The 21,087-nt window shown below is 43.2% G+C and carries 19 protein-coding genes; 14 read left to right on the forward strand and 5 right to left on the reverse strand.

Going from position 1 to position 21,087, the window contains the following annotated elements; translation table 11 throughout:
- Positions 1–67: 67 nt before the first annotated feature.
- The 9 genes from BDT_RS08410 (at position 68) to BDT_RS08450 (ending at position 8,637) form a co-directional block, all read left to right on the forward strand.
- Positions 68–1,000: a glycosyltransferase family 2 protein gene (locus BDT_RS08410; RefSeq protein ID WP_148278943.1), complete on the forward strand. Its 933-nt coding sequence runs from the start codon at positions 68–70 to the stop codon at positions 998–1,000.
- Complete coding sequence (locus BDT_RS08415) at positions 997–1,635, forward strand: acetyltransferase (RefSeq protein WP_041577437.1); 639 nt, start codon at positions 997–999, stop codon at positions 1,633–1,635. Before BDT_RS08410 ends, BDT_RS08415 begins: the two co-directional genes overlap by 4 nt.
- The gene (locus tag BDT_RS08420; RefSeq protein WP_015090814.1) at positions 1,628–3,034 is read left to right on the forward strand and encodes an HTTM domain-containing protein; all 1,407 of its coding nucleotides are present in this window, start codon (positions 1,628–1,630) and stop codon (positions 3,032–3,034) included. The genes BDT_RS08415 and BDT_RS08420 overlap by 8 nt, the downstream gene beginning before the upstream one ends.
- 194 nt (positions 3,035–3,228) lie before the next feature.
- Complete coding sequence (locus tag BDT_RS08425) at positions 3,229–4,530, forward strand: nucleotide sugar dehydrogenase (protein ID WP_015090815.1); 1,302 nt, start codon at positions 3,229–3,231, stop codon at positions 4,528–4,530.
- 2 nt (positions 4,531–4,532) lie between these two features.
- Positions 4,533–5,420 (forward strand): Gfo/Idh/MocA family oxidoreductase, encoded by an 888-nt coding sequence (locus tag BDT_RS08430; RefSeq protein ID WP_015090816.1) that lies wholly within the window; start codon positions 4,533–4,535, stop codon positions 5,418–5,420.
- A gap of 33 nt (positions 5,421–5,453) precedes the next feature.
- The gene (locus BDT_RS08435; protein ID WP_200859557.1) at positions 5,454–6,047 is read left to right on the forward strand and encodes an acyltransferase; all 594 of its coding nucleotides are present in this window, start codon (positions 5,454–5,456) and stop codon (positions 6,045–6,047) included.
- The gene (gene hisH, locus BDT_RS08440; protein WP_041577439.1) at positions 6,044–6,658 is read left to right on the forward strand and encodes an imidazole glycerol phosphate synthase subunit HisH; all 615 of its coding nucleotides are present in this window, start codon (positions 6,044–6,046) and stop codon (positions 6,656–6,658) included. Before BDT_RS08435 ends, hisH begins: the two co-directional genes overlap by 4 nt.
- An 8-nt stretch (positions 6,659–6,666) precedes the next feature.
- The gene (locus BDT_RS08445; RefSeq protein WP_015090818.1) at positions 6,667–7,425 is read left to right on the forward strand and encodes an AglZ/HisF2 family acetamidino modification protein; all 759 of its coding nucleotides are present in this window, start codon (positions 6,667–6,669) and stop codon (positions 7,423–7,425) included.
- A gap of 9 nt (positions 7,426–7,434) precedes the next feature.
- Positions 7,435–8,637 carry a lipopolysaccharide biosynthesis protein gene (locus BDT_RS08450; RefSeq protein WP_015090819.1) on the forward strand — a complete coding sequence of 401 codons (1,203 nt, stop codon included), beginning with the start codon at positions 7,435–7,437 and terminating at the stop codon, positions 8,635–8,637.
- 138 nt (positions 8,638–8,775) lie between these two features.
- On the opposite strand, the gene BDT_RS08455 is transcribed toward BDT_RS08450, so the two are convergent.
- From BDT_RS08455 to BDT_RS08465, 3 genes are read right to left on the reverse strand one after another with little or no spacing between them, the layout of a single operon-like run.
- Entirely contained in the window at positions 8,776–10,125 is a 1,350-nt protein-coding gene (locus tag BDT_RS08455) for a hypothetical protein (protein WP_015090820.1), read from the reverse strand.
- Between the two features lie 15 nt (positions 10,126–10,140).
- On the reverse strand, positions 10,141–11,274 hold the full coding sequence (locus BDT_RS08460) for a glycosyltransferase (RefSeq protein WP_015090821.1): 1,134 nt from the start codon (positions 11,272–11,274) through the stop codon (positions 10,141–10,143).
- Positions 11,271–12,383: an N-acetyl sugar amidotransferase gene (locus BDT_RS08465; protein WP_041578304.1), complete on the reverse strand. Its 1,113-nt coding sequence runs from the start codon at positions 12,381–12,383 to the stop codon at positions 11,271–11,273. Before BDT_RS08465 ends, BDT_RS08460 begins: the two co-directional genes overlap by 4 nt.
- Before the next feature lie 110 nt (positions 12,384–12,493).
- Here BDT_RS08465 and BDT_RS08470 point away from each other — a divergent pair, with 110 nt between their 5' ends.
- Both BDT_RS08470 and BDT_RS08475 read left to right on the forward strand, forming a co-directional pair.
- Positions 12,494–13,621, forward strand: coding sequence for an N-acetyl sugar amidotransferase (locus BDT_RS08470; RefSeq protein WP_015090823.1), 1,128 nt, complete (start codon positions 12,494–12,496; stop codon positions 13,619–13,621).
- Positions 13,621–14,826, forward strand: coding sequence for a glycosyltransferase family 4 protein (locus BDT_RS08475; protein WP_015090824.1), 1,206 nt, complete (start codon positions 13,621–13,623; stop codon positions 14,824–14,826). Before BDT_RS08470 ends, BDT_RS08475 begins: the two co-directional genes overlap by 1 nt.
- On the opposite strand, the gene BDT_RS08480 is transcribed toward BDT_RS08475, so the two are convergent.
- Positions 14,807–15,445, reverse strand: a complete 639-nt coding sequence (locus tag BDT_RS08480) for an acetyltransferase (RefSeq protein ID WP_041577443.1) — start codon at positions 15,443–15,445, stop codon at positions 14,807–14,809. The two genes, BDT_RS08475 and BDT_RS08480, sit on opposite strands and share 20 nt — an antisense overlap.
- Positions 15,442–16,062 carry a sugar transferase gene (locus BDT_RS08485; protein WP_041577446.1) on the reverse strand — a complete coding sequence of 207 codons (621 nt, stop codon included), beginning with the start codon at positions 16,060–16,062 and terminating at the stop codon, positions 15,442–15,444. The genes BDT_RS08480 and BDT_RS08485 overlap by 4 nt, the downstream gene beginning before the upstream one ends.
- A 159-nt stretch (positions 16,063–16,221) precedes the next feature.
- Here BDT_RS08485 and BDT_RS08490 point away from each other — a divergent pair, with 159 nt between their 5' ends.
- Genes BDT_RS08490 through BDT_RS08500 form a run of 3 tightly spaced genes read left to right on the forward strand, consistent with a single transcriptional unit; the run spans position 16,222 to position 21,068 of the window.
- Positions 16,222–17,433, forward strand: coding sequence for a DegT/DnrJ/EryC1/StrS family aminotransferase (locus BDT_RS08490; RefSeq protein WP_015090826.1), 1,212 nt, complete (start codon positions 16,222–16,224; stop codon positions 17,431–17,433).
- A gap of 19 nt (positions 17,434–17,452) precedes the next feature.
- A complete protein-coding gene (locus tag BDT_RS08495) occupies positions 17,453–19,300 on the forward strand; it encodes a polysaccharide biosynthesis protein (protein WP_015090827.1) in 1,848 nt (615 codons plus the stop codon).
- On the forward strand, positions 19,287–21,068 hold the full coding sequence (locus BDT_RS08500) for a hypothetical protein (protein WP_015090828.1): 1,782 nt from the start codon (positions 19,287–19,289) through the stop codon (positions 21,066–21,068). The genes BDT_RS08495 and BDT_RS08500 overlap by 14 nt, the downstream gene beginning before the upstream one ends.
- The last annotated feature ends 19 nt before the right edge of the window (positions 21,069–21,087 follow it).

Here is a 21,087-nt window from a genome sequence, read left to right on the forward strand (position 1 = left end):
GGCTTGCCCACACGAGAGTACAGTCATAGTCTCACAGTCAAAATATCACGTAGTGATGAAAGGTCGCATGTCTTCTAGTTGTTACTTATCTATCGTGGTTCCTGTCTTTAATGAGCAAGAATGTATCCAGGAATTTATTGATCAGGTCACGATACAGATGAATTTAATTGAAAAAAGCTGTGAACTTGTTTTTGTTGATGATGGTAGCATGGATAGGACTGTGTCAATCATTCGCACCAATATTAGTAGGGACTCCAGAATCGGTCTGATTGAGTTTTCTTATAACCATGGGAAGCCAATGGCGTTGACGGCTGGAATGCAATTTTGCCGTGGAGAATATGTATTGATGATGGATCCAGATCTGCAGGATCCCCCGGAGGCAATTTGCAGTTTTTTGACGGAGATTTTGCAAGGTTATGATGTGGTTTACGGTATTCGGAAGGAAAAGGCAGATACCTTTTTGAGAAAGATCTTTTCCAGTGTTTTCTGGTGGATTTTGGATAGATTCACAGGAATATCTTTACCACGCGGGATCGCAGCAATGCGCATAATGAGTCGTCGCTTTGTAGACACTTTTCTTCTTTACAAAGAGACGAATAGATTTATCGAAGGACTATTTAGTCATGTTGGCCTGAAGCAGGGGACCTTATTAATCGACAATAGAAGGCGGTTTGCCGGGGTTTCGAAATTCAATTTTAAGAGGCGCCTTGATCTCGCGTTAAATGCGATATTTGACTATTCTGACTTGCCTTTGAAAATTACGATTCGTTTTGGCTTGATCGTAACTGGAGTTGGACTCTTTGCTGCCTTTGGTTTGGTTATCGCAAAACTCGCTTATGTTGAATTTCAGATTGGTTGGCCTTCTGTGATGACGACTTTGGTCGTTGGATTTGGAATGCAGATATTTTTCATGGGGCTCATCGGAACATATTTAGGGCGAATATATAAAGAGGTAAAAAACAGACCGCTTTACTCTATACGGGACCGCGTGAATATATGAAGAAAATTGCCATAATTGGAAGCGGAGATCTTGGGCAACTGATTGCACATCACTTAACAGCTTCCGGAAATTTTGAAATTGCTGGTTTTTTTGATGATTATAAAGACCCGAATGAACTTGTGGGTCATCATCCCGTAATCGGGGGGATAGAAGATATAGTATCTAATCACGCCTCGGGGAAGTTCTCTGCATTGTTCATGGCGATTGGTTATAAACACATGAGTGTTCGTGAGTCTTTATTTTCTAGATTTAGCAAAACAATTGGGTTTGAAAGTTTCGTGCATTCGTCGTGTTGGGTGGATCCAACTTGTCATCTGGGTTCAGGTGTTGTGGTTTTGCCCGGGTGTGTATTGGATCGAGGAGTTAGCTTAAAAGATAATGTTTTATTAAATGTTGGCTGCGTTATTGCTCATGACTCCAGTGTTGGAGAAGGATCGTTTTTCGGGCCTCGAGTGTCGGTAGCTGGTTTTACAGCAGTCGGGAGGAATTGTTTTATTGGTATTGGGACTGTAATAAAAGATAATATTGTGATTTGCGATAGTGCTCAAACGGGGGCTGGCGCTGTTGTCTGTAAAAGTATCGACACTCCGGGCGTTTATTTGGGAGTTCCTGCAAGAAGAGTAGAACGTGTCTAAGATTAAAGAGTATATTAATTGTACGATCAATGCTGGCTTTGAAAAGCAGATTTCTGGTATCGGTCTGAGTCTTTTTCGTGTCAGTTTCTACCTCATTCTTTTGATTGAGGTTATTCAGATTTTTCTATTTAGGGATGTTATTTTCGGTGTCGACCGGAATTCGTATACAATTCTTATTTTGGCCTGGATTCCGATATTGTTGTGTCTTGTCCTGGGTTATAGGACAAAGACCGCGGCTTTTTTGAATTTTTGCATAATCATAATGGTACTTGGCCGATTCAGAGATTTTGAATACCACATTGATTATGTTTATCTTGGCATTTCGTTAATTGGTTTGTGGATGCCGCTCTCTAATCGTCTTTCGCTTTCGAATTTTTTAGAGAAGAAGAAACCACGATCCGTCCCTGTGGCTTACTATTATTTAGCGACTGTTATTGGGCTCGGATTTCTGTATCTAGAGTCCTGTTTCCATAAGATTGATTCTAAAATGTGGTTGGATGGCCTCGGTTTTTGGCTCCCCACGTCATTGCCGCAGATTGCGCAGGATGTGTGGGCCCCTGTTTTGAACAACATTTGGCTCTCGAAGTTGCTAGGCTATGTAACTTTGGCTTTTGAGACAGCCTTCTTTTTTGCGATGTGGTTCAAGTTGGCCAGGCCTTGGCTTGTGGTGGTGGGTTTATGCCTGCACTTGGGCATTCTGATTGCGTTTCCCATTCCTTTGTTTGGCGCAGCTATGATTGTTCTCTATTGGCTAGTTGTGCCGGATTCGTGGTTGAAGAGTATTGCTGGATCTAAAAAAGTTGATAGATACGAGTACGGTCAATTTGATATTGTGTCGTATAAATGGATTCTCTTTTTTGCAGCGTCCATGCAGGTCATGTCGTTTTTGTCGACCCCGCAAGTAAGGCGAATCTTGCCGCCGGGTGAAGTTTCTAAGGTTATAAATGATGTTACCTCGAGGACGCTGCAGCTAAGGGTCCTTTCTTTTGGCATGGCGCCTCACGCGGTTTTTGTTGATGACCACTTCACTTTTGGTTTTCTCGATTATCAGGTTGATGCTGTTGCTGTAGTGGGTGGAAGACGATTAGTTAAAGAGAACATTATTGCTCCTTATTTATCGGGTCGGATTTGGGCGAACTGGATGTTTAGGCTGGGGCAGTTCCCAACTACGGAACCAGCGACTCGGGCGCAAATGGAGCTCTATTTAAAGCATTGGCTGCGGCATGATGGTCTTGATTTGGCGGGCGATGTGAGTTTTGAAATACGGGCACGACCGTTCAAGATTAATAGAATTGCGTGGGAAAAGGATTTCTATGCCCAAAAGGCAGCAGAGCCATTTGAAGTTGTGGATCGGGTACACTTTCGTGATGCGCAATTCAATTGGGAGTCCAAAAAATAGGCAGTAGTTTTGTACTATTTTAGGGAACTAAACCTTGAGCGCACCTGTTCTTGGAAAAGGATTCGGATTTAAAATTCCTATAGGTTGGTCTTTGCTTTGGGAGTGACGCATCAAAGCGTGCTAATTTAGAGATAATATTTACTTAGATAAATACTCGGGTTTACTATGCTATTTCCACATTTTGAAGAGGGTGTATGAGTTCTTTGTTAAGCGAGTTGAGATCAAAAAAAGCTGTCATTGGTATTGTGGGTCTTGGGTATGTTGGGTTGCCATTGGCACTGCGATTTTCTGAAGAAGGATTTTCTGTTGTTGGGTTTGATATTGATGATTTCAAAATCAAAAAAATTGCGGAAGGACAGAGTTATATTGAGCACATCCCAAGTGAGTCTGTAAAAGCGGCTGTTTCTAGTCGTTTCTCTGCAACAACGAATTTTCAAGAGATATCCAAAGTTGATGCGATAATTCTTTGTGTGCCGACGCCTTTGAATAAATATCGCGAACCGGATTTGAGTTTTGTACTCAATACGATGGATAGTATTGTGCCTTATTTGCGTAAAGGTCATGTAGTATCCCTTGAGAGTACAACCTATCCAGGTACAACCGATGAAGAGCTTAAACCTCGAATTGAATCTCGAGGTTTAAAGGTTGGTGAGGATGTTTACTTGGTGTTCTCGCCAGAGCGTGAGGATCCAGGAAATCCTAACTTTACTACACGGACTATTCCTAAGGTTGTTGGAGGCTATAGTCCTTCTTGTTTGGAAGTTGGATTAGCGCTTTATGGTAGTGTTATTGATAAAGTAGTTCCTGTTAGTTCAACAAAGGCAGCTGAGATGACTAAGCTACTGGAAAACATTCACCGTGCTGTGAATATTGGCCTCGTCAATGAAATGAAAATTGTGGCTGATAAAATGGGTATTGATATTCATGAGGTGATCGATGCTGCGGCTACTAAGCCTTTTGGTTTCGTTGCATATCGTCCAGGCCCAGGAATTGGTGGTCACTGCATTCCTATCGACCCTTTTTATCTAACCTGGAAAGCGAGAGAATACGGTTTGCACACGCGGTTTATTGAGCTCGCGGGTGAAATAAACAATTCAATGCCAGGTTATGTTGTAGGTAAGATTGCTGCTGCTTTGAATGAAAAGAAGAAGTCCGTGAAAGGATCCCGTGTACTAGTATTGGGAATCTCTTACAAAAAGAACATTGATGACATGCGAGAGTCTCCATCAGTTTTCCTAATGGAAAAGCTGCGAGATGATGGTGCTCTAGTGGACTATACTGATCCTCATGTCCCAGTTTTCCCTAAGATGCGAGAGCATAAGTTTGACCTGTCATCTATTGCTCTTAGTCCTAAGGTGGTTGCGGAATATGATTGTGTCGTGCTTGCAACGGATCATGACAAGTTTGACTATGACATGATCCTAAAAAATGCACAGCTCGTGGTTGATACTCGCGGGAAGTATCGAAAAGCTGCGGTCAATCTGGTGAAGGCATAGTTATGAATTTTGCTATTATCGGTGTTGGTGGTTATATTGCTCCGAGACATTTGGAGGCTATCAAGGATCTGGGGCACACTTTGGTTGCCGCCTATGATCAAAATGATTCTGTTGGAATCATGGATAGATACTTTCCCGATTGTCAGTTTTTCACTGACTTTGAGCGATTTGAAGCTTACGTGGATTCTTTGAAGGGCACTTCGGAACAGGTGGAATATGTATCCATCTGCACTCCAAATCATCTGCATGCTCCACATATTAAATTTGCATTGAGCCATGGTGCTAATGCAATTTGCGAAAAACCGTTAGTTCTTTTTGAAAAGCACATAGATGAACTAGCTGAGTATGAACGTAAATATGGAAAAAAAGTTTTTACTGTTCTTCAGTTGAGAGTTCACGATGCTATTTTGAATTTGAAGGACAAAGTCGAGAAATCTGGCAAGATCTCTCATAAGGTCGATCTGACCTATATGACATCCCGTGGTCAATGGTATCACGAATCTTGGAAGGGCGATGTTCGTAAGTCCGGGGGGCTTTCCTCGAACATTGGTGTTCATTTTTTTGATATGTTGACTTGGATTTTTGGCGAGCCAGTGGAAATTACCATGGCCGAAAAATCCGCAATTGCTGAAAAAGGTTTTGTGAAGCTTGCGAAGGCCGATGTGCATTGGGAGCTGACCATTGATAAAACCCGTCTTCCGAAGCAGGCGGTTGATTCTGGCAAAACAACATTCCGGTCCATTAAGATTGATGGAGAAGAGTTTGAGTTTTCCGAAGGATTTACTGAGCTTCACAAGCGTGTTTATTCGGACATTTTCTCGGGTAAGGGGTACGGTTTGCAGGATGCGAGAGCCGCAGTTCGAATAGTTGAAAAAATACGTAGCGTTTAAACTCGTCTTAGAGAGAGTTTTTTAAGGATATCAGTGGATTCGACAGTGTATATTCATGAGACAGCGATTGTGGATTCTGGAGCTCAAATAGGTGCCGGAACCAAGATTTGGCATTGGACGCATGTTTCTGCTGGAGCCAAACTGGGTGAAAAGTGTTCATTGGGACAGAATGTCTTTTTAGGCAACAAGGTCGTTCTTGGTAGTAACGTAAAAGTTCAAAACAACGTGTCTATTTACGACAACGTCTTCATTGAAGACAACGTGTTCTGCGGTCCGAGCATGGTGTTCACTAATGTTATTAATCCACGTTCTGGAGTAGTTCGAAAAAGTGAATACAAAGATACCTTTGTAAAGAAAGGCGTCTCGATTGGGGCTAATGCAACAATTGTGTGCGGCATCACTTTGGGAGAGTACTCATTTGTCGCGGCAGGTGCAGTCGTTACAAAAGATGCAAGGCCTTATGCCCTCATTGCTGGAGTTCCTGGCAAGCAGATTGGTTGGATGAGTCAGTATGGGGAGCGAATTCCGCTGCCTATGAAGGGGCAAGGGCGTTGGCAATGCCCTAGTACTGGATTAATCTATGTTCTGAACGACGAGCAAATTTCTGTAGAGGCATCTGCGAAATGATTACTATCGTTGATTATGGCATGGGTAATCTTGGATCCATACGTAACATGCTAAAACGTGTTGGAGTCCCATCTGTGATTACCAGTGATCCTGAGGATATCAAAAAGGCCACCAAGATTGTACTTCCTGGGGTTGGTGCATTTTCGACTGGAATGGAAAAGCTGAATGAAATGAATTTGATTCAGCTTTTAAATAGAAAGGTTCTGGAAGAAAAGGTGCCAGTGCTCGGAATCTGTTTGGGGATGCAAATTATGTGCAAAACCTCCGAGGAGGGGGTTGGCCCAGGTCTGGGCTGGGTTAATGCGGATGTAAAGAAGTTTCAGTTTCCGCTTGAAGATACTTTGCATAAAGTTCCGCACATCGGTTGGAATTATATGGTATCAAAAAAAGAGCACCCAATAGTTTCTGGATTTGATCAAAAAACACGTTTCTATTTCGTGCATTCTTACTACGTTAAATGCAATGAACAGGCCGATGTCTTAGCGCAGACTGAATATGGTATTGAGTTTGATTCGATGTTCGCGGTCGACAACATTATTGGTGCTCAGTTTCATCCAGAGAAGAGTCATAGATTCGGAATGGATCTTCTAAAACGGTTTGCGGAGATCTAAGAGGTCGTATGCGCACAAGAATTATACCCACCTTGTTGTTGAAAGGTCATGGCTTCTATAAGAGCCAAAAGTTCAAAGACCTTCGCTATTTGGGTGATCCTATCAATATTCTGAAAATATTTAATGAAAAGGAAGTTGATGAGGTTTTGATCCTCGATATTTCGGTCAGTAAGGAAGGGCAGGAACCTCAGTATGATCTCCTGAGGGACCTTGCCGGAGAGGCTTTTATGCCGCTTGGATATGGCGGCGGCATTAAGGACATTTCTCAGATCAAGAAGATTCTTAATATGGGTTTTGAAAAGGTTTGCCTGAATTCTTCAGTCCTTCAAAATCCTATGTTTGTTAAAGAAGCTGCAAAGGTTTTTGGCAGTTCGACTATTTCGGTTATGGTTGATGTAAAAAAGAATTTCTTCGGCAAATACGAAGTCTTTAATCACGTCACATCAAAAAGCTCTTCGGATCCGCTAAAGTGGGCAAAAGAGCTAGAGGGTCTGGGAGTAGGTGAGATTATTCTCAATAGTGTGGATCGTGACGGGGTTATGAAAGGTTTTGATTTGGAATTGATCAAAACTGTTTCCTCTCAGGTTTCCGTTCCAGTGGTTGCGTCCGGAGGGGCGGGTTCTGTTCAGGACCTACATACGGCAATTAGTGGTGGCGCTTCAGCTGTAGCGGCGGGGAGTCTCTTTGTGTTTCAAGGGCCTCTGCGTGCCGTGCTGGTTAGTTATCCAAGTGATGAAGAGTGCGCGCGAGTGGGTTTTAATCGATGAGGTTTAGAGATGTTTAAGGATGTTTTTTCTCTTGCTTCGAGCTCGGTTCTTGGGCAGGTGATTAACCTCTGTGTACTTCTCTTTGTTGCTCGATTAGTTTCGGTGGAAACCTATGGCGCTTATGCTGTCTGTATAACTCTGGTTGGTTATATGGTTGTTCTTGTTAGCGCTAAGTATCAGCATGTGATCTTCTCAGGTAGCCTGGCTGAAGCTCGCAAGTTGACCGCTGGAAACTTTGTATTTACTGGTGGTTTGGCGGTTGTTGGATTTGCAGCCACATCGGCAACAAAATTTTTTTTTGATAAGCTTCAGACTGTTTCTTTTGTTGAATTGCTTCTTATTTCAATTGCAGGATTCTGCTCGGCTTCCAATCTCTTTTATTACTATTTGTCTTTGAGGGAAGATCGTTTACGAGTGATTTTTAGGTCCAGACTAATACCCCCTCTTCTCGGGGGTATTGGAATGGTGATTTATGCATCACTTTACGGAAGCCAAACTGGCTTGTTGTTCTTTTATACTCTAACAAATATTTTTGCATTGGTCATTCTTCGGCGTGGTTCTGAGGTGGATTGGACTTTAGAGGATATTTGGCTGCTTTTAAAAAAGTACAGAAAGTTTCCCATGTTCTTGCTACCTGCGGGTGCCTTAGAAGTGTTTAACAGTGGTTTCCTGCTGTTGGCTTCGTCGGAGTTATTTGGATTGGAGATTTCTGCGGCATTTGGTCTTTATCTGCGCTTGGTGGCGTCACCACAGGGACTTGTCGTTAATTCGATAGGGGATACTCTGAGAAAGAGAATTGCTTCATCCTCAGCTGGTGATTTGCCAAGATTGCTGATTCGAATAGGGTTGGTTCTTTTCGGTGTTTCTCTGGCTGGTGCACTCGTGATTTTTCTCTTTTCAAAGTTTGGCCTTGGGCTGCTTCTTGGAGAGAAGTGGAACTACGCTGGTAAGTATTTTGTCTGGATGCTGCCAGTGTTCGTCTTGTCCTTCGTTGTGCCATCTCTTTCGGTGACATTGTACGTCTTTAATGGCCAGAGATATGATCTGTTTATTCAGGTATTTACTGCCGCTCTTTATAGTGGTGTGTATTATTTTTTCAAAGCCAGTCTGGAGGCTTTTGTTGTGGCGTTTGTTGCATCCAACTGTTTGAAATATGTAGTTGAGCTTGTCTTGTGCTTTAAATGTATCGGGGAAGTGGATGAGACCACATAGAGGTCTTGGTGTTGTTGGATTTGCGGAATGGTGATAATATTCTCTTTCTCTTTTTATGGTCAGATGGTGCGGTACGGGTCTTTAAAATGATCAAGAAAATTACTCTAATATTGTAGTATGTGGAAAACGGTTCAAGTTTCAGGATTTATCTCTGAAGAGTAAAAAGATGCCAATTGTTGTGTAAAGAGATATGGGTAGGAAACTCCAGTAAGAGAATCCAGATGTTAATGAAAATGAAATTGAAATAAAAAGTCCAATTAATATTTCATGTGCCCATTCGGATTTATGAAGGTAAAGGCCTAATAGCGCAATAAGTATACAGCTGCTGATGAGTATAAGGCCAATTGTCCCGGTTGAAATGTAAGATGTCACCAAGAAGTTATGCGGATAGTCAGAGGGGAAGTTGTTCATTCTTCCCAGTTCCTTTAGATAGAAGGAATTTCCAAATACATGTTGAAGTGGTGTAAACTTCTCTATTAATGAAAATGCTGATTTTAGTCTGTTTGATCTTGGTTGAAGTGCTAGCTCCCCAATGCTGTCAGCAAAGGTTTTGTACTCTGTAGATACTTTCAAGTGGTCCTGGATATTGTGAACTAAGTCGTAGTGGAGTTTGTTGAATTCCAATGGGGTCATTGCAAGAGAAAGTGGGCGGATAAGCGGTGCTACAATAGCTTTGCTAATAATATGATTTTTGAATGGTTTAATATGGGCTAATACAAGGGTTGCGGCGGAGATTGCGAATGCAAAACCAATACCGTATGAAACTTTTCTAAGGTTCGGCAATTTGATGGAAGGCCTTAGTAGAATTGTTAATGGCAGTAGAAACAGTAAAAGTAGAAACGCGCGTCTTGAAGATGAGAACAAAATACCTATAGAGATAATTGTTGAAAAAACGTAGAAGGGAAATTTTATTCTTCTCGTGAAAACCAACGAATTAAGGGAAATTAATAGCAGAAAAGCCATTATATTATAATCAATGTTTGAATTTACGAACTCGGTCATTGTAATTGTGAGTTCAGTTGATTGCTCTTCAAGTATGTAACTTGCAAATCCAACAACAATTAGTGCCGAGGGGATCAGTGAAAGCGCGGCGCCCGCAAATATTTGGTATTGTCGGAGTCTTGGGACAAAATAATCCAAATTGACTGTTCTGATAAATAGCGCAAAGAGTGCAATTGTTGCGATATTCAAAAGGTCCAAAATGAATATTGGTTGAAAGCCGTACTTAAGAGAGTCACGAGTGATACATACCAGGTGAACCAGAAATGCTGGGGTAAGGAGCAACAAAGGTTTGGTAACATTGTTGATGGTTGGATGAGATCTTGAAACTGCTACCGCATAAAGTAGCGTTAACGCCAGGAGTATTCCTGAGTGAACTGGAAGCCATCTGAAATATAGAGAGACAACGGTAAGTAAACAGACAAGAGATTGTTTTCGGCGAGCGTCTGTGAGTCGCGAGAGAGTACTTTTTATTTGCTCTTGTCTCACAAAAATCCCCGGGAGTTAAAGATAGCCTATTTCTTTATAAATAGAGAATAGAGAATCTTCTTCAGCATGCCATCCAAAGCTGTAGTTTTTTTTCAGTATCTTGTTTCGTTTTTCATCAACGATATCTTTTGTGGTGGAGTCAATTAAGTATGAAAGGCTCTCAACAGAAGGATCTATGGACCAGCCAGCTTCGTTTTCGTTGATGAACGAAGACATTTCTGGAAATGCACTTGCTACGACAGGGACGCCGGAGTTTAGGTATTCGTAAACTTTATTGGGAAGGCAGAGATAATAACTCAAGCATTTGTTTTCAATTAAAGAAAGTCCAATGTCGGCAGAGGGGGTGATTTGTGGAATTAGCTCTGGTGCGACTGCGGTTTTATAGTGAATATTCGGATACTTTTTTTCGTAGTCTTCAATGAGGCAGGAGAGTTCTCCGTATCCCATGAAGATGGCATGTTTCCCGGCCTTGCCTTTGAATGCCTCAAGAGTTATGCGAATCCCTCGTCCTTCAGAGAGAAGGCCTTGGTACAGAAAGACAATATCTGTATGTGGAATGTTAAATGTATCCTTAAGGATATTACTTCTATCGCCTTGGATCTGGCTGCGGTGTGGAACGTTTTTCACCACAAATGGAGCGGGGATGTTGTAAGTTTCGGAATACCAACTTGCGATTGATTTGTTGACAACGCAGATGGCATCACAATAGCGGATAAACATCTTTTCTGTCGCCTTGTACAGCAGTCTTTTGAGTCCCTTGCAGCTGATTGTCTCGGTTTCCAGCTCGTGAGTATCGTAGACTAATTTGCATCCTTTCAGTGCTTTAATAAGCACAGTCAATGGCAATACGGGCAAGCTGTGTGGGTTGATGCACTCGATTTTATGCTTGGAGAGATAGATGATGGTTCGAATGTACCAGGATAAAACAGCGATCACTCTCTCAATCGTGCGTCCCATAAGCTTAAGTCTTAAGGGCTTGATTCGCACAATTTCAACATTACTGTTAATTGAAGCTCTTTCGGGCAAGCCTTCGCGCCAGCGTCCCAGGATTTCTATTTTATCAAAGATCCCCGACTTAGCTAGCGAGGTTGTGATTTTTAGGATGCGGCTTTCATTCTCGATTGTCGATGGGTAGACATGAACGTTCATTTGATAATTTTTCGCAGCCAGGATCTCAATTTGTACATCAGCTGACGGAGTTCGTAGTTGGAAGGATAGTCCCTGAATGTCTTTAATGGCATTGTCAGATAGTGCTTAAACTCCTCTTGTGAGATGCTAAGTTTTTTGCACAAAAACTCAGAGTCTTCAGTTACGAGTTCAGCAGGAAGGTTAGGCTCATTCATTTTCTCCAGAGCCTCTTGGCGTGAAAGCTGTCCGGCCAAGACAAGGCTCGAGAGGTGGGCGCGTTTTTTGTCGAATCCGAAACGTGTTGGTAGCAGGTGTCCCTGGAAGAATCGTGTAAATCGGGATTCGTAGTGTTTGCCACCATAGTACTGCCAGCCCAATTTTTCGGTCATTTCCTGGATTGCCTTGTTTTTGTCGTAATCGATATAGTTCAGCGGTTTGATGATTTTGAAACGCTTAATGTATGGGAAGTAAATATACATTTTGAAGAAGCTAATTGTTGGATATGTCGCCAGCTTCTTCTTCCCGAAGATCTTGTGTATTGCTTTTAGTTGTTTTGAGTCCATGGCATCATACCCCCAAGCTGTTGGCAGTACAGATTCCGTGGCAAAGTTGCTTCCGCTGAGCACATATTGAATATCGTGCTTCATCGCGAAGCCATAGAGTGCGGCAAAAAAAGCATGATCTTGGGGGACATCTAGGTTTGCAACGCCAGATTTGAAGTAGGACAACTGCAGATCTTTAATTTCTTCCCAATTTATGACTTCAGTGAATAGATCAAATCCGAGTTTTTTTACAATATTTTCAATATTTCTAACTGCCACCTCAGAGTTCCATCCGGCATCAACGTGCACAACAAGTGGGCGGAGTCCGTACTGCTTTGCAAGCATGGCAACGTAAGAGCTGTCCACTCCGCCGCTCAAGCCAAGGATGGAGTCATAGGCCTTGCCTTCGCCATCAAGTTTGATTTTGGCCATGATCTGACTCAATACTTTTTCGTCTTTGTTCCAGGCAGGCTTTATGACTGAGTCGAAGGTTTTGCAATGGCTGCAGACACCTGCCTCATCAAAGGAGATTTCGGGGTCTGAGGTGTCCATAATGCAGCGAGTACAAATCTGATAAGTATTATTCATATTGGCATTTGAAACTAGCTGGGGCATCTTTAAAAATCAACTGTTCTTTGTAGGCAAAAACAAATAAGGCAGTTGGCTATAATCTTTGAAAGATCCGAAAGTCTGATCATATGAAATATCAAGTTTGTTCTCGTTGTATAATGGATACATCTGATCCGGAAATTAAGTTTGATAGTGCGGGAGTGTGTAACCACTGTCATCGCTACGATGAGCGGGCTTTGGTGGAGCTTAAGCATGGACCTCAAGGTCAAAAAGAATTAGCGGATCTAGTTGAGGTCATCAAGGTCGATGGGAAAGATAAGTCTTATGATTGTGTGATCGGTGTCAGCGGTGGGGTTGACAGCACAATGGTGGCTTATAAGGTAAAGCAGATGGGATTGCGCCCCTTGGCCATTCATTTTGATAATGGTTGGAACTCTGAATTGGCTGTTTCTAATATTGAAAAGACTATGAAGAAATTGGGTATTGATCTTTATACCTACGTGATAGACTGGAACGAGTTTCGCGACATACAACTTTCCTTCATCCACGCAGGCGTGGCCAATATTGAGGCACCTACAGACCACGCAATTGGGGCGCTTCTTTATAAAATGGCTTCCAAATATGGTGTGAAGTACTTGATCAGCGGCGGAAACTTAGAGACGGAAGGGGTAATGCCTTCTTCATGGCTCTATGACAATAAGGACTGGAAGCATATTAAGGGCCTTCATCGAATCTTCGGTAAGGTTAAGCTTAAGACATTCCCTCATTATGGGTTGTTGCATATGGTCTACTATGTCTTCTTCAGAGGCATCAAATTTGTGAAGGTTCTAAACTACGCGCCTTACAATAAAAATGAGGCAATGGAGTTGTTCCGCCGGGAATTTGACTGGGTCCCGTACGCAGGTAAACACTACGAATCTATTTTCACTAAATTTTATCAGGCGTATATTTTGCCTCAGAAGTTCGGTTATGACAAAAGAAGACCTCATTTGTCGTCGCTTGTCCTCTCTGGTCAGATGACTCGGGATGAAGCCTTGAAGGAGCTTGAAATGCCGCTTTATCAAGCAGACGAGCTTGCGCGTGACAAAGAGTATGTTTTGAAAAAGTTTGGTCTTTCTGAAATGGAATTCGATCGAATAATGTCTGAAAAGCCAAAGTCCTACAAAGAGTATCCATCAAACCGGCGAATTTTTGAAAATTTGAACAAGGGTTTTTTGGGGATGGTTAAGCGATTCGCGGCGGGTCAGAGGAAGTAGTGAAGGTTGTATTTGTAAATCAGTTTGCGCTGAGACCTACTGACCGCGGAAGTTTGCGGCATTTTTATTTGGCACAATATCTTGTCAGTCAGGGATACCAGTCTGAAATTGTCACCTCAGATATTCACTATAACAGCCGGGAAAAGCTGGTTTGGAATCAAAGTATTGAAGTTCACGACGGCGTCACTTTTAAAGTTATTAAAGGTAGACGATATAGTGGACAGATCAGTCGTCTTTTTAATCATATACAGTGTGCGATAAAAGGATTCTTTTATCTCGTAGGAAGTTTGCGGCCGGGAGATGTGGTGGTGGGTTCAAGCCCCCAGCCTTTTCTGGCATTTACATCATATCTGGCGGCGAAGGTGAGGCGCGTGCGTTTCATATATGAGGTGAGGGACTTGTGGCCGCAGACGTTGATTGATCTTGGCGGATTGAGTCGATCTCATCCAATGGTGCAGGTGATGTTTTGGATTGAGCGTTTGCTTGCGCGGAGATCTGAGAAAATTGTGGTGTTGATGCCTTTGGCTGGATTGTACTTTTCAGAAGCACATCGAATTCCAGTCGAAAAGATTATTTGGGTTGGGCAAGGGGTGGACACGTCGGTCGCTGTCGCGAAGTTTAGCTCAGCTTTGGTCGAATCTGCACCTGTAGATATCGTTTATGCCGGCAGTCTTGGTGCTGCGAACAGGATGGAGTTTTTGCTTGAAGTTGCGGGTCAGCTTCAGTTGGCCAAAGTGAATGTTCATTTTTCAATATATGGTGATGGTCCAGAGAGAAAAGAATTAGAGGCGATGGCGATGCACCTTGGGCTTAAAAATATTACGTTCTTTGGGGCTCTTGCTCGCAAACAAGTTCTTGGTAAGGTTGCGGAATCGGACTTTGCTATTGCGCTTGCACACAATTCTCCGCTTTATAAGTTTGGGATTAGTTTCAATAAGCTCTTTGACTATTTCTTGGCAAAGAAGCCGGTTATTTTTATTGGCGATGTGGCTAGGAATCCGGTGACTGATGCTGATGCTGGATTTGTTATACCAGATGGAAGCCCTGGTGAAGTCGCTCAGGAAATGATAAAAATTATCGGCAATACCCCGGAGTATTTATCTTCAATGGGGGACCGGGGATACAGATTCCTAGTAACTAATCACGACCACAAGGTTACGGGGCAGAAGTTTCTTAATTTAATTTCTAGTCAGTCCGGGATTTAGCTTTAGCGGGATTTCCCATCGCGCAAACATTTTCTGGAATATCTCTGACAACTACAGATCCTGCTCCTAGAGTTGATTGCGAGCCAATTCTAATCAAAGGAATCGCTACAGATCTGGCTCCTATGAGGGTCAGTTCGCCGACAGTGACCCCGCCACAAAGCACGGATCCCGGGGCGATGTGGGAAAACGCACCAATTGAGCAGTCATGTTCAATAACTGCGCCGGAGTTAAGAATGCAGCCGCTCTCAATGATAGCATCTGAGTTGACGATGACTCCTGGCATAACAACGGTCCCTGGTCCGATCTTGGCTGAAGGGGATATGACAGTCTTCGGATGGATAAGCACCGGAAGTTCAAGGCCAATTTGGGAGGCTTCTGCTGCGAGCTTTCTCCTGGCGCTATTGTTTCCGATAGCAATTGCCGCTTGAGTTATGTTTTTGGTTCTGCAGAAAGTGGCAAGTTGCTGAAGATCGGAAAAGACAGGGTGTCCCAAGAACTCGGAATTTTTCGGTGTGTTGTCGAAAAAGGCAGCGATTGTGTGGTTGGTGGTTGCTTGAATAATATCCGTAATGACTTTGGCATGGCCACCACATCCGAAAATGACAATCTGCTTCGTCATGTTAAATCCGTTTTTTTGGTATTAGTTTTGGCGGCTTCGGCAAATGGAGTCATGGTTTCCGAGTTCTTAGCCGCAACACCTTCTCTTCGGAAAACTTTCCATGCAGTCAGCAGAATAATTTTTATATCAAGAGACAACCCGTGATTGTCCACATACCAGACATCAAGCTTAAACCGCTCTTCCCAGCTTAATAGATTTCTCCCATTCACTTGGGCCCAGCCAGTAATTCCGGGTAGAACCTCGTGCCTGCGTGCCTGAAAGGGTGTGTAGTGTGGAATGTATTGCATCAGCAACGGGCGGGGGCCAACAAAACTCATCTCTCCTTTTAAGACATTAAGGATCTCAGGAAGCTCATCAAGGCTCGTACGGCGAAGGAATAACCCAAATTTAGTAAGGCGTTGTGAGTCTGGAAGTAGGTTCCCCGATGAATCGCGCGCGTCCGTCATGGTTCTAAATTTGTACATTTTAAATGGTTTGCCGTATCTCCCCGGACGAACCTGGCAAAATAAAACGGGTCTTCCAAGGAAAAGAATTACCCCCAAATAGGTCAGAGCTATGGGCACAGCAAAGAGAACGCAACAAAGTAAGGCCAAAATGAGGTCAAAGCCTCGTTTCATAAATCTCCCTAGGATCAAGAAGCCTTAGGCTATAGGAAAACAAATTCCCAAACAAGTCTTCTCGCGCGCCGCATCTTGCATGCATCTGTTAGGTATTTTGAGGACTCAAAGATTTTTTTCCATTATGCTTCGGGGGCTTAGTCTTAAAGAGGGATAGTGATGAAGAGCCATTTGGCAATTGATGGGGGAGCCCCAGTTAGAAGTGTGGCTATTGCGCCTTGGCCGTTTTATGATCAAGATGAGGTCGAAAAAACGGTGTCGATACTTAAATCGGGCAAGGTAAACTATTGGACTGGATCAGAAACGAGACAGTTTGAAGAAGAGTTTGCTCATTATCACGGAATGCGGCACGGAATTGCATTGGCCAATGGCACACTTGCATTGGAGTTGGCACTTATTGGTTATGGAATTGGGCATGGAGATGAGGTCATTACGACTTGTCGTACATTCATAGCTTCAGCCAGTTGTATTGTTCGAGTGGGAGCGACGCCCATTTTAGTCGATGTCGATTTAAAGTCGCAGAATCTTCTTGTTTCAGAAATTGAAAAAGTAATTACTCCCCGTACCAAGGCTATTATTGCTGTTCACTTGGCTGGTTGGCCCTGTGATATGGATGCAATTCTTGAAGTTGCGCGAAAGCATAGCCTGAAGGTCATTGAGGACTGCGCTCAAAGCCACGGGGCAAAATACAAAGGGCAATTTGCCGGATCTTTCGGTGATATGTCGGCCTTTTCATTTTGTCAGGATAAAATCATCTCCACTACAGGCGAAGGTGGGATGCTTCTTTTAAATGACACAGAGTTGTATGAAAAACTATGGGCGTTCAAAGACCACGGGAAAAGTTTTGATGCTGTTTTCAGGCGCATACACCCTCCGGGCTTCCGCTGGTTGCACGAAAGTTTTGGTACCAACTGGCGCATGACCGAAATTCAAGGGGCGGTTGGGCGTATTCAGCTGAAAAAGCTTGAAGGTTGGATCCAGAAAAGGCGCAAATTGGCATCCGAAATCACGCAAGGTATCGGCAAAGTTAATGGACTCGTTGTGCACCTTCCGGATGAAACGACGTACCACTCTTACTACAAGTACTATGTAATGGTGGAATCGTCATCTTTGAAACCTGGCTGGAATCGGGATCGGATAATGGCTGCAATTAATGCTGAAGGAGTTCCGTGTTTCTCTGGAAGTTGTAGTGAGATCTATTTGGAACAAGCGTTTAAGAAGGCAGAATTGGGGCCGTCCAATCGATTTGCAAACGCAAAAAAACTGGGAGAGGACAGTTTGATGTTCCTGGTGCATCCGACTCTGGATTCGGGCTATGTTGCTGACTTGATGACTGCTGTTACTAAAGTGATGAATGTAGCTGCAGAATAAAATAGGGAAGTTTGATTTTATGTTTTTGCGACTGGCTGGATTACCAAGAAGAATAAAAATATTGCTGATGTTGTTTAGCGATTTGGTTCTTCTGCCATTGGCGCTATGGTCGTCAGTCGCATTGCGCATGGGGACTCTGAGTCCCGATGTGGCAAGTTATATTTGGCTTTTCTTTGTGGTTCCATTTGTAACAATCCCTATTTTTATAAGAATCGGGCTGTATAGAGCTGTAATCCGTTATCTCGACGATAAGATTATTTACACCGTTTTTTATGGGGTTACTCTTTCTGTTCTGTTATTGACTGCTGTTATAGTCATGGGAAGAGTTTCCTCCATCCCTCGGTCTTCTCTGATTATTTACTGGATTATTGCTATTGCTTATATTGCTTCCAGCCGTTTCTTGGCTCGAGGATTGATGCGAAGTCTTGAAAGATTCGAAGATCGTCGTCAGCCAGTGGCTATTTATGGTGCGGGTCGTGCCGGGCTGCAGACTGCTTTGGCGCTAATGTCGGGACCAGAGTTTCGCCCGGTTGCTTTCTTTGACGACAATCCAGAAGTGCAAGGCACCAATGTTGTAGGCATTCGAGTTTTCGATCCAATGGAAGCGATTGATGTAATGAAGGCCAAAGAGTGCAGGCAGTTATTAATTGCCATGCCTTCTGCCAGTCGTACGCGCCGTAAAGAAATTATTCAGAAGTTCGAACGTGAAGGGGTTATTCTTAAGACGCTGCCTGGAATGGGAGAGCTTGTTGATGGTCGCGTCAGAATTGAGGATATTCGTGAGGTGGGTGTAGAGGATTTGCTCGGGCGTGATCCAGTACCACCTTTTGAAGACCTTATTAAATCCTGTATTAGAGACAAAGTGGTTTTGGTTACTGGGGCTGGGGGCTCTATTGGGTCTGAGCTTTGTCGGCAGATTATCCTGAATACTCCTAGAAAGCTAATTTTACTGGAGCAGGCTGAGTTTGCTTTGTACAAAATTGAGCAAGATATTCTAAAGCATCGGATTAATTTTGAGGTAGTTCCAATTTTAGGTGATGTGCTCAATTCTGACCACATGGAGAAGCTGATTTCAAGATATGGTGTCCAAACTGTTTATCATGCTGCTGCCTACAAGCACGTTCCGCTTGTTGAGAGTAATGTGATCGCAGGAGTTATGAACAATGTATTTGGCACCTTAGCGGCTTCGAGGGCGGCAATTAAAGGGAATGTCGAGACTTTCGTGTTGATTTCGACTGATAAGGCTGTGCGTCCTACAAATGTTATGGGGGCATCAAAGCGTCTTTCTGAGCTGGTTCTGCAGGGCTTAGCTCAGGATCGAAAGTGCTCAACGCGGTTCTGTATGGTCAGATTTGGTAATGTCTTGGGCTCCTCTGGGTCAGTGGTCCCTTTATTTAAAGAGCAGATTCGGAATGGGGGGCCTGTCACCGTGACTCATCCAGAAGTTACCCGTTACTTCATGACTATCCCCGAAGCAGCGCAATTGGTGCTTCAGGCTGGTTCGATGGGTAAAGGAGGAGATGTCTTCGTTCTGGACATGGGAGAGTCAGTTAAGATTTTGGACCTGGCAAAAAAGATGATCGAGCTTTCAGGTTTAGAAGTCCGTGATTCTGTTACCGGATCAGGTGACATCTCTATTGAGTTCACTGGATTGCGTCCCGGTGAGAAGTTATATGAAGAGTTGCTTATTGGGAGTAATGTTTCTTGGACTGCTCACCCGAGAATTATGACTGCCAGTGAAAACTGCTTGGAGTGGGATACTTTGAATAAGCAGTTAGATGAATTAAAAAACGCATGTTTGTCTGGTGATGACAGAGTTGTCCGAGCGATACTGAAGGCGTTGGTTCCAGAGTATGTCCAAGGATAATGTATCTAGATTGTACTCTCTGAGTGTTGTCATTTTTGCGACTTTAATCTTTGGGGCAATGGTTTGGCGCGCCCGTTTTGGCTTAGATCTTACTGATGAGTCTTTTTATCTTATTTGGTCTTCCAATCCTTGGATTTATCCTGTCTCCACGTCTCAGTTTGGTTTTATTTACTATCCTCTTTATAAGTTAGCAGGGGAAAGTGTTTTCGTCTTTCGGTGTCTTAATCTTTTTCTGACAGGATCTCTGGCTTTTGTTTTTTGCAGGCTTGCTTTTTTAAGTAGATCCCCAGGATTGTTGTCGAATGCGCAAGTTTACGGTCTGGTTAGTGTTTCAATGGTTTGTGCGTTCCCGTTTGTTCTTACTCCAAATTACAACATTCTTTCGGTTCAAGCTGCATTGTTAATTGCTTCCTCAATTTGTATCTTAGTAACCCGCCAAGGACTTGCAGCTTTTGCAGGGTGGTTTTTATTAGGCTTCGGTGGCTGGGTTTCTTTTATGGCAAAACCAACTTCTGCAGCTATTTTGGGCTTAATGGCTATGTCATTTATCCTAGTGATTAGGCGTGCGACATGGAAAGGTATTTTGACAAGTGTACTGACGGCAGGAGGATTGCTGTTTTTAACAGCGGTTGTAATTGATGGTTCGGTTGCTTTATTTATCGCTCGTCTTTCAGGTGGGGCGAACCTCGCCGTTGTAATGGATCCTAATTATTCGCCTCTCAAGCTTTTTCGATTAGATGATATTGATTTTTTGTTTAGAGATTGGGTGAGATTCGCTCTCTATGTCGCGGTGATTTCTTCATGGAACATATTTGATGCTTTAGAGAGTCGAACTAGGGGAATGCTTTGGCCGGTTTGGTTTTTGGTTCTGATGTCTTTGGTAGACTTTGTCTGGGGTGAAGTACGATACAGTATTGTAAAAGGAATTTTTCTTTTTGCAGTGCCTTTTGCTGCTATCTTGGTGCTTTGCTGGCGTAGTTTGTTGAAAAGAAGAATTGGGTTCCTGACGGATAGGGATAAAAGAGAGACAGTGCTTCTGGCATTTTTGCTGATTGCCGTTCCGTATGCTACGGCGTTTGGGACTAATGGTAATTATTGGACTCAAGCTTCAACGGCTGGATTTTTTTGGGTTGTAGGTGGAGTCTTGATGCTGGCTTTTGATCCTGGTGCTTCACGCCTCTCGATGGGACCTATTTTGGTGGCTCAAATTATTATCCTTAACCTTGTTTACGATAATTTTAAGTTCCCATATCGCCACAGTCAGGAACTGAGTTTGAATAATAAGTATGTTGAGTTTGGAAAGTCCGGAGGACTATGGATGTCCCGTGATTTTGCTAACTACTTGGATTCTATCCGATCCGCTGCGGGGCAGGCGGGATTCGCGGCAGGCATGCAGGTTCTTGATTTAACTGGTCGTTCACCTGGTGTTGTCTATGCGTTGAACGGAGTTGCAATTGGTCAACCTTGGATGATTGGCGGATACTCAGGTAGCGAGGATTTTGTTCGGAGATCACTGGCTTTGGTTGAGTGTGAAGAGATTTACGGCTCGTGGTTATTGGTTGAGCATGGTGGGCCACGTGAAATATCGTTTAAAGTGTTGGATACTTATGATTTGACATTAGATGATTATGAAAATGTTGGTCAGTTCACTTCTGTTCAAAGTGATTTTTCTGAGAAATACCAGCAAAATCTTTTGAAGCCTAAACGGTCGAGTTATTACATAGAAAAGAATTGTGTCTCGACCCATGAGCGAAAAAGTGGAAAGTAGTTCCCATTTTTCGGTTTGC

Source organism: Bdellovibrio bacteriovorus str. Tiberius, assembly GCF_000317895.1.
Taxonomy (GTDB): domain Bacteria; phylum Bdellovibrionota; class Bdellovibrionia; order Bdellovibrionales; family Bdellovibrionaceae; genus Bdellovibrio; species Bdellovibrio bacteriovorus_F.

Excerpts from the sequence above, each read along its gene's own strand:
- BDT_RS08490 (WP_015090826.1), top strand. The coding sequence starts at position 16,222 with ATGAAGAGCCATTTGGCAATTGATGGGGGAGCCCCAGTTAGAAGTGTG.
- BDT_RS08445 (WP_015090818.1), top strand. The coding sequence starts at position 6,667 with ATGCGCACAAGAATTATACCCACCTTGTTGTTGAAAGGTCATGGCTTC.
- BDT_RS08430 (WP_015090816.1), top strand. The coding sequence starts at position 4,533 with ATGAATTTTGCTATTATCGGTGTTGGTGGTTATATTGCTCCGAGACAT.
- BDT_RS08465 (WP_041578304.1), bottom strand. The coding sequence starts at position 12,383 with ATGAATAATACTTATCAGATTTGTACTCGCTGCATTATGGACACCTCA.
- BDT_RS08410 (WP_148278943.1), top strand. The coding sequence starts at position 68 with ATGTCTTCTAGTTGTTACTTATCTATCGTGGTTCCTGTCTTTAATGAG.
- BDT_RS08500 (WP_015090828.1), top strand. The coding sequence starts at position 19,287 with ATGTCCAAGGATAATGTATCTAGATTGTACTCTCTGAGTGTTGTCATT.
- BDT_RS08470 (WP_015090823.1), top strand. The coding sequence starts at position 12,494 with ATGAAATATCAAGTTTGTTCTCGTTGTATAATGGATACATCTGATCCG.
- BDT_RS08480 (WP_041577443.1), bottom strand. The coding sequence starts at position 15,445 with ATGACGAAGCAGATTGTCATTTTCGGATGTGGTGGCCATGCCAAAGTC.
- BDT_RS08415 (WP_041577437.1), top strand. The coding sequence starts at position 997 with ATGAAGAAAATTGCCATAATTGGAAGCGGAGATCTTGGGCAACTGATT.
- BDT_RS08460 (WP_015090821.1), bottom strand. The coding sequence starts at position 11,274 with ATGAACGTTCATGTCTACCCATCGACAATCGAGAATGAAAGCCGCATC.
- BDT_RS08425 (WP_015090815.1), top strand. The coding sequence starts at position 3,229 with ATGAGTTCTTTGTTAAGCGAGTTGAGATCAAAAAAAGCTGTCATTGGT.
- BDT_RS08495 (WP_015090827.1), top strand. The coding sequence starts at position 17,453 with ATGTTTTTGCGACTGGCTGGATTACCAAGAAGAATAAAAATATTGCTG.
- BDT_RS08485 (WP_041577446.1), bottom strand. The coding sequence starts at position 16,062 with ATGAAACGAGGCTTTGACCTCATTTTGGCCTTACTTTGTTGCGTTCTC.
- BDT_RS08450 (WP_015090819.1), top strand. The coding sequence starts at position 7,435 with ATGTTTAAGGATGTTTTTTCTCTTGCTTCGAGCTCGGTTCTTGGGCAG.
- hisH (WP_041577439.1), top strand. The coding sequence starts at position 6,044 with ATGATTACTATCGTTGATTATGGCATGGGTAATCTTGGATCCATACGT.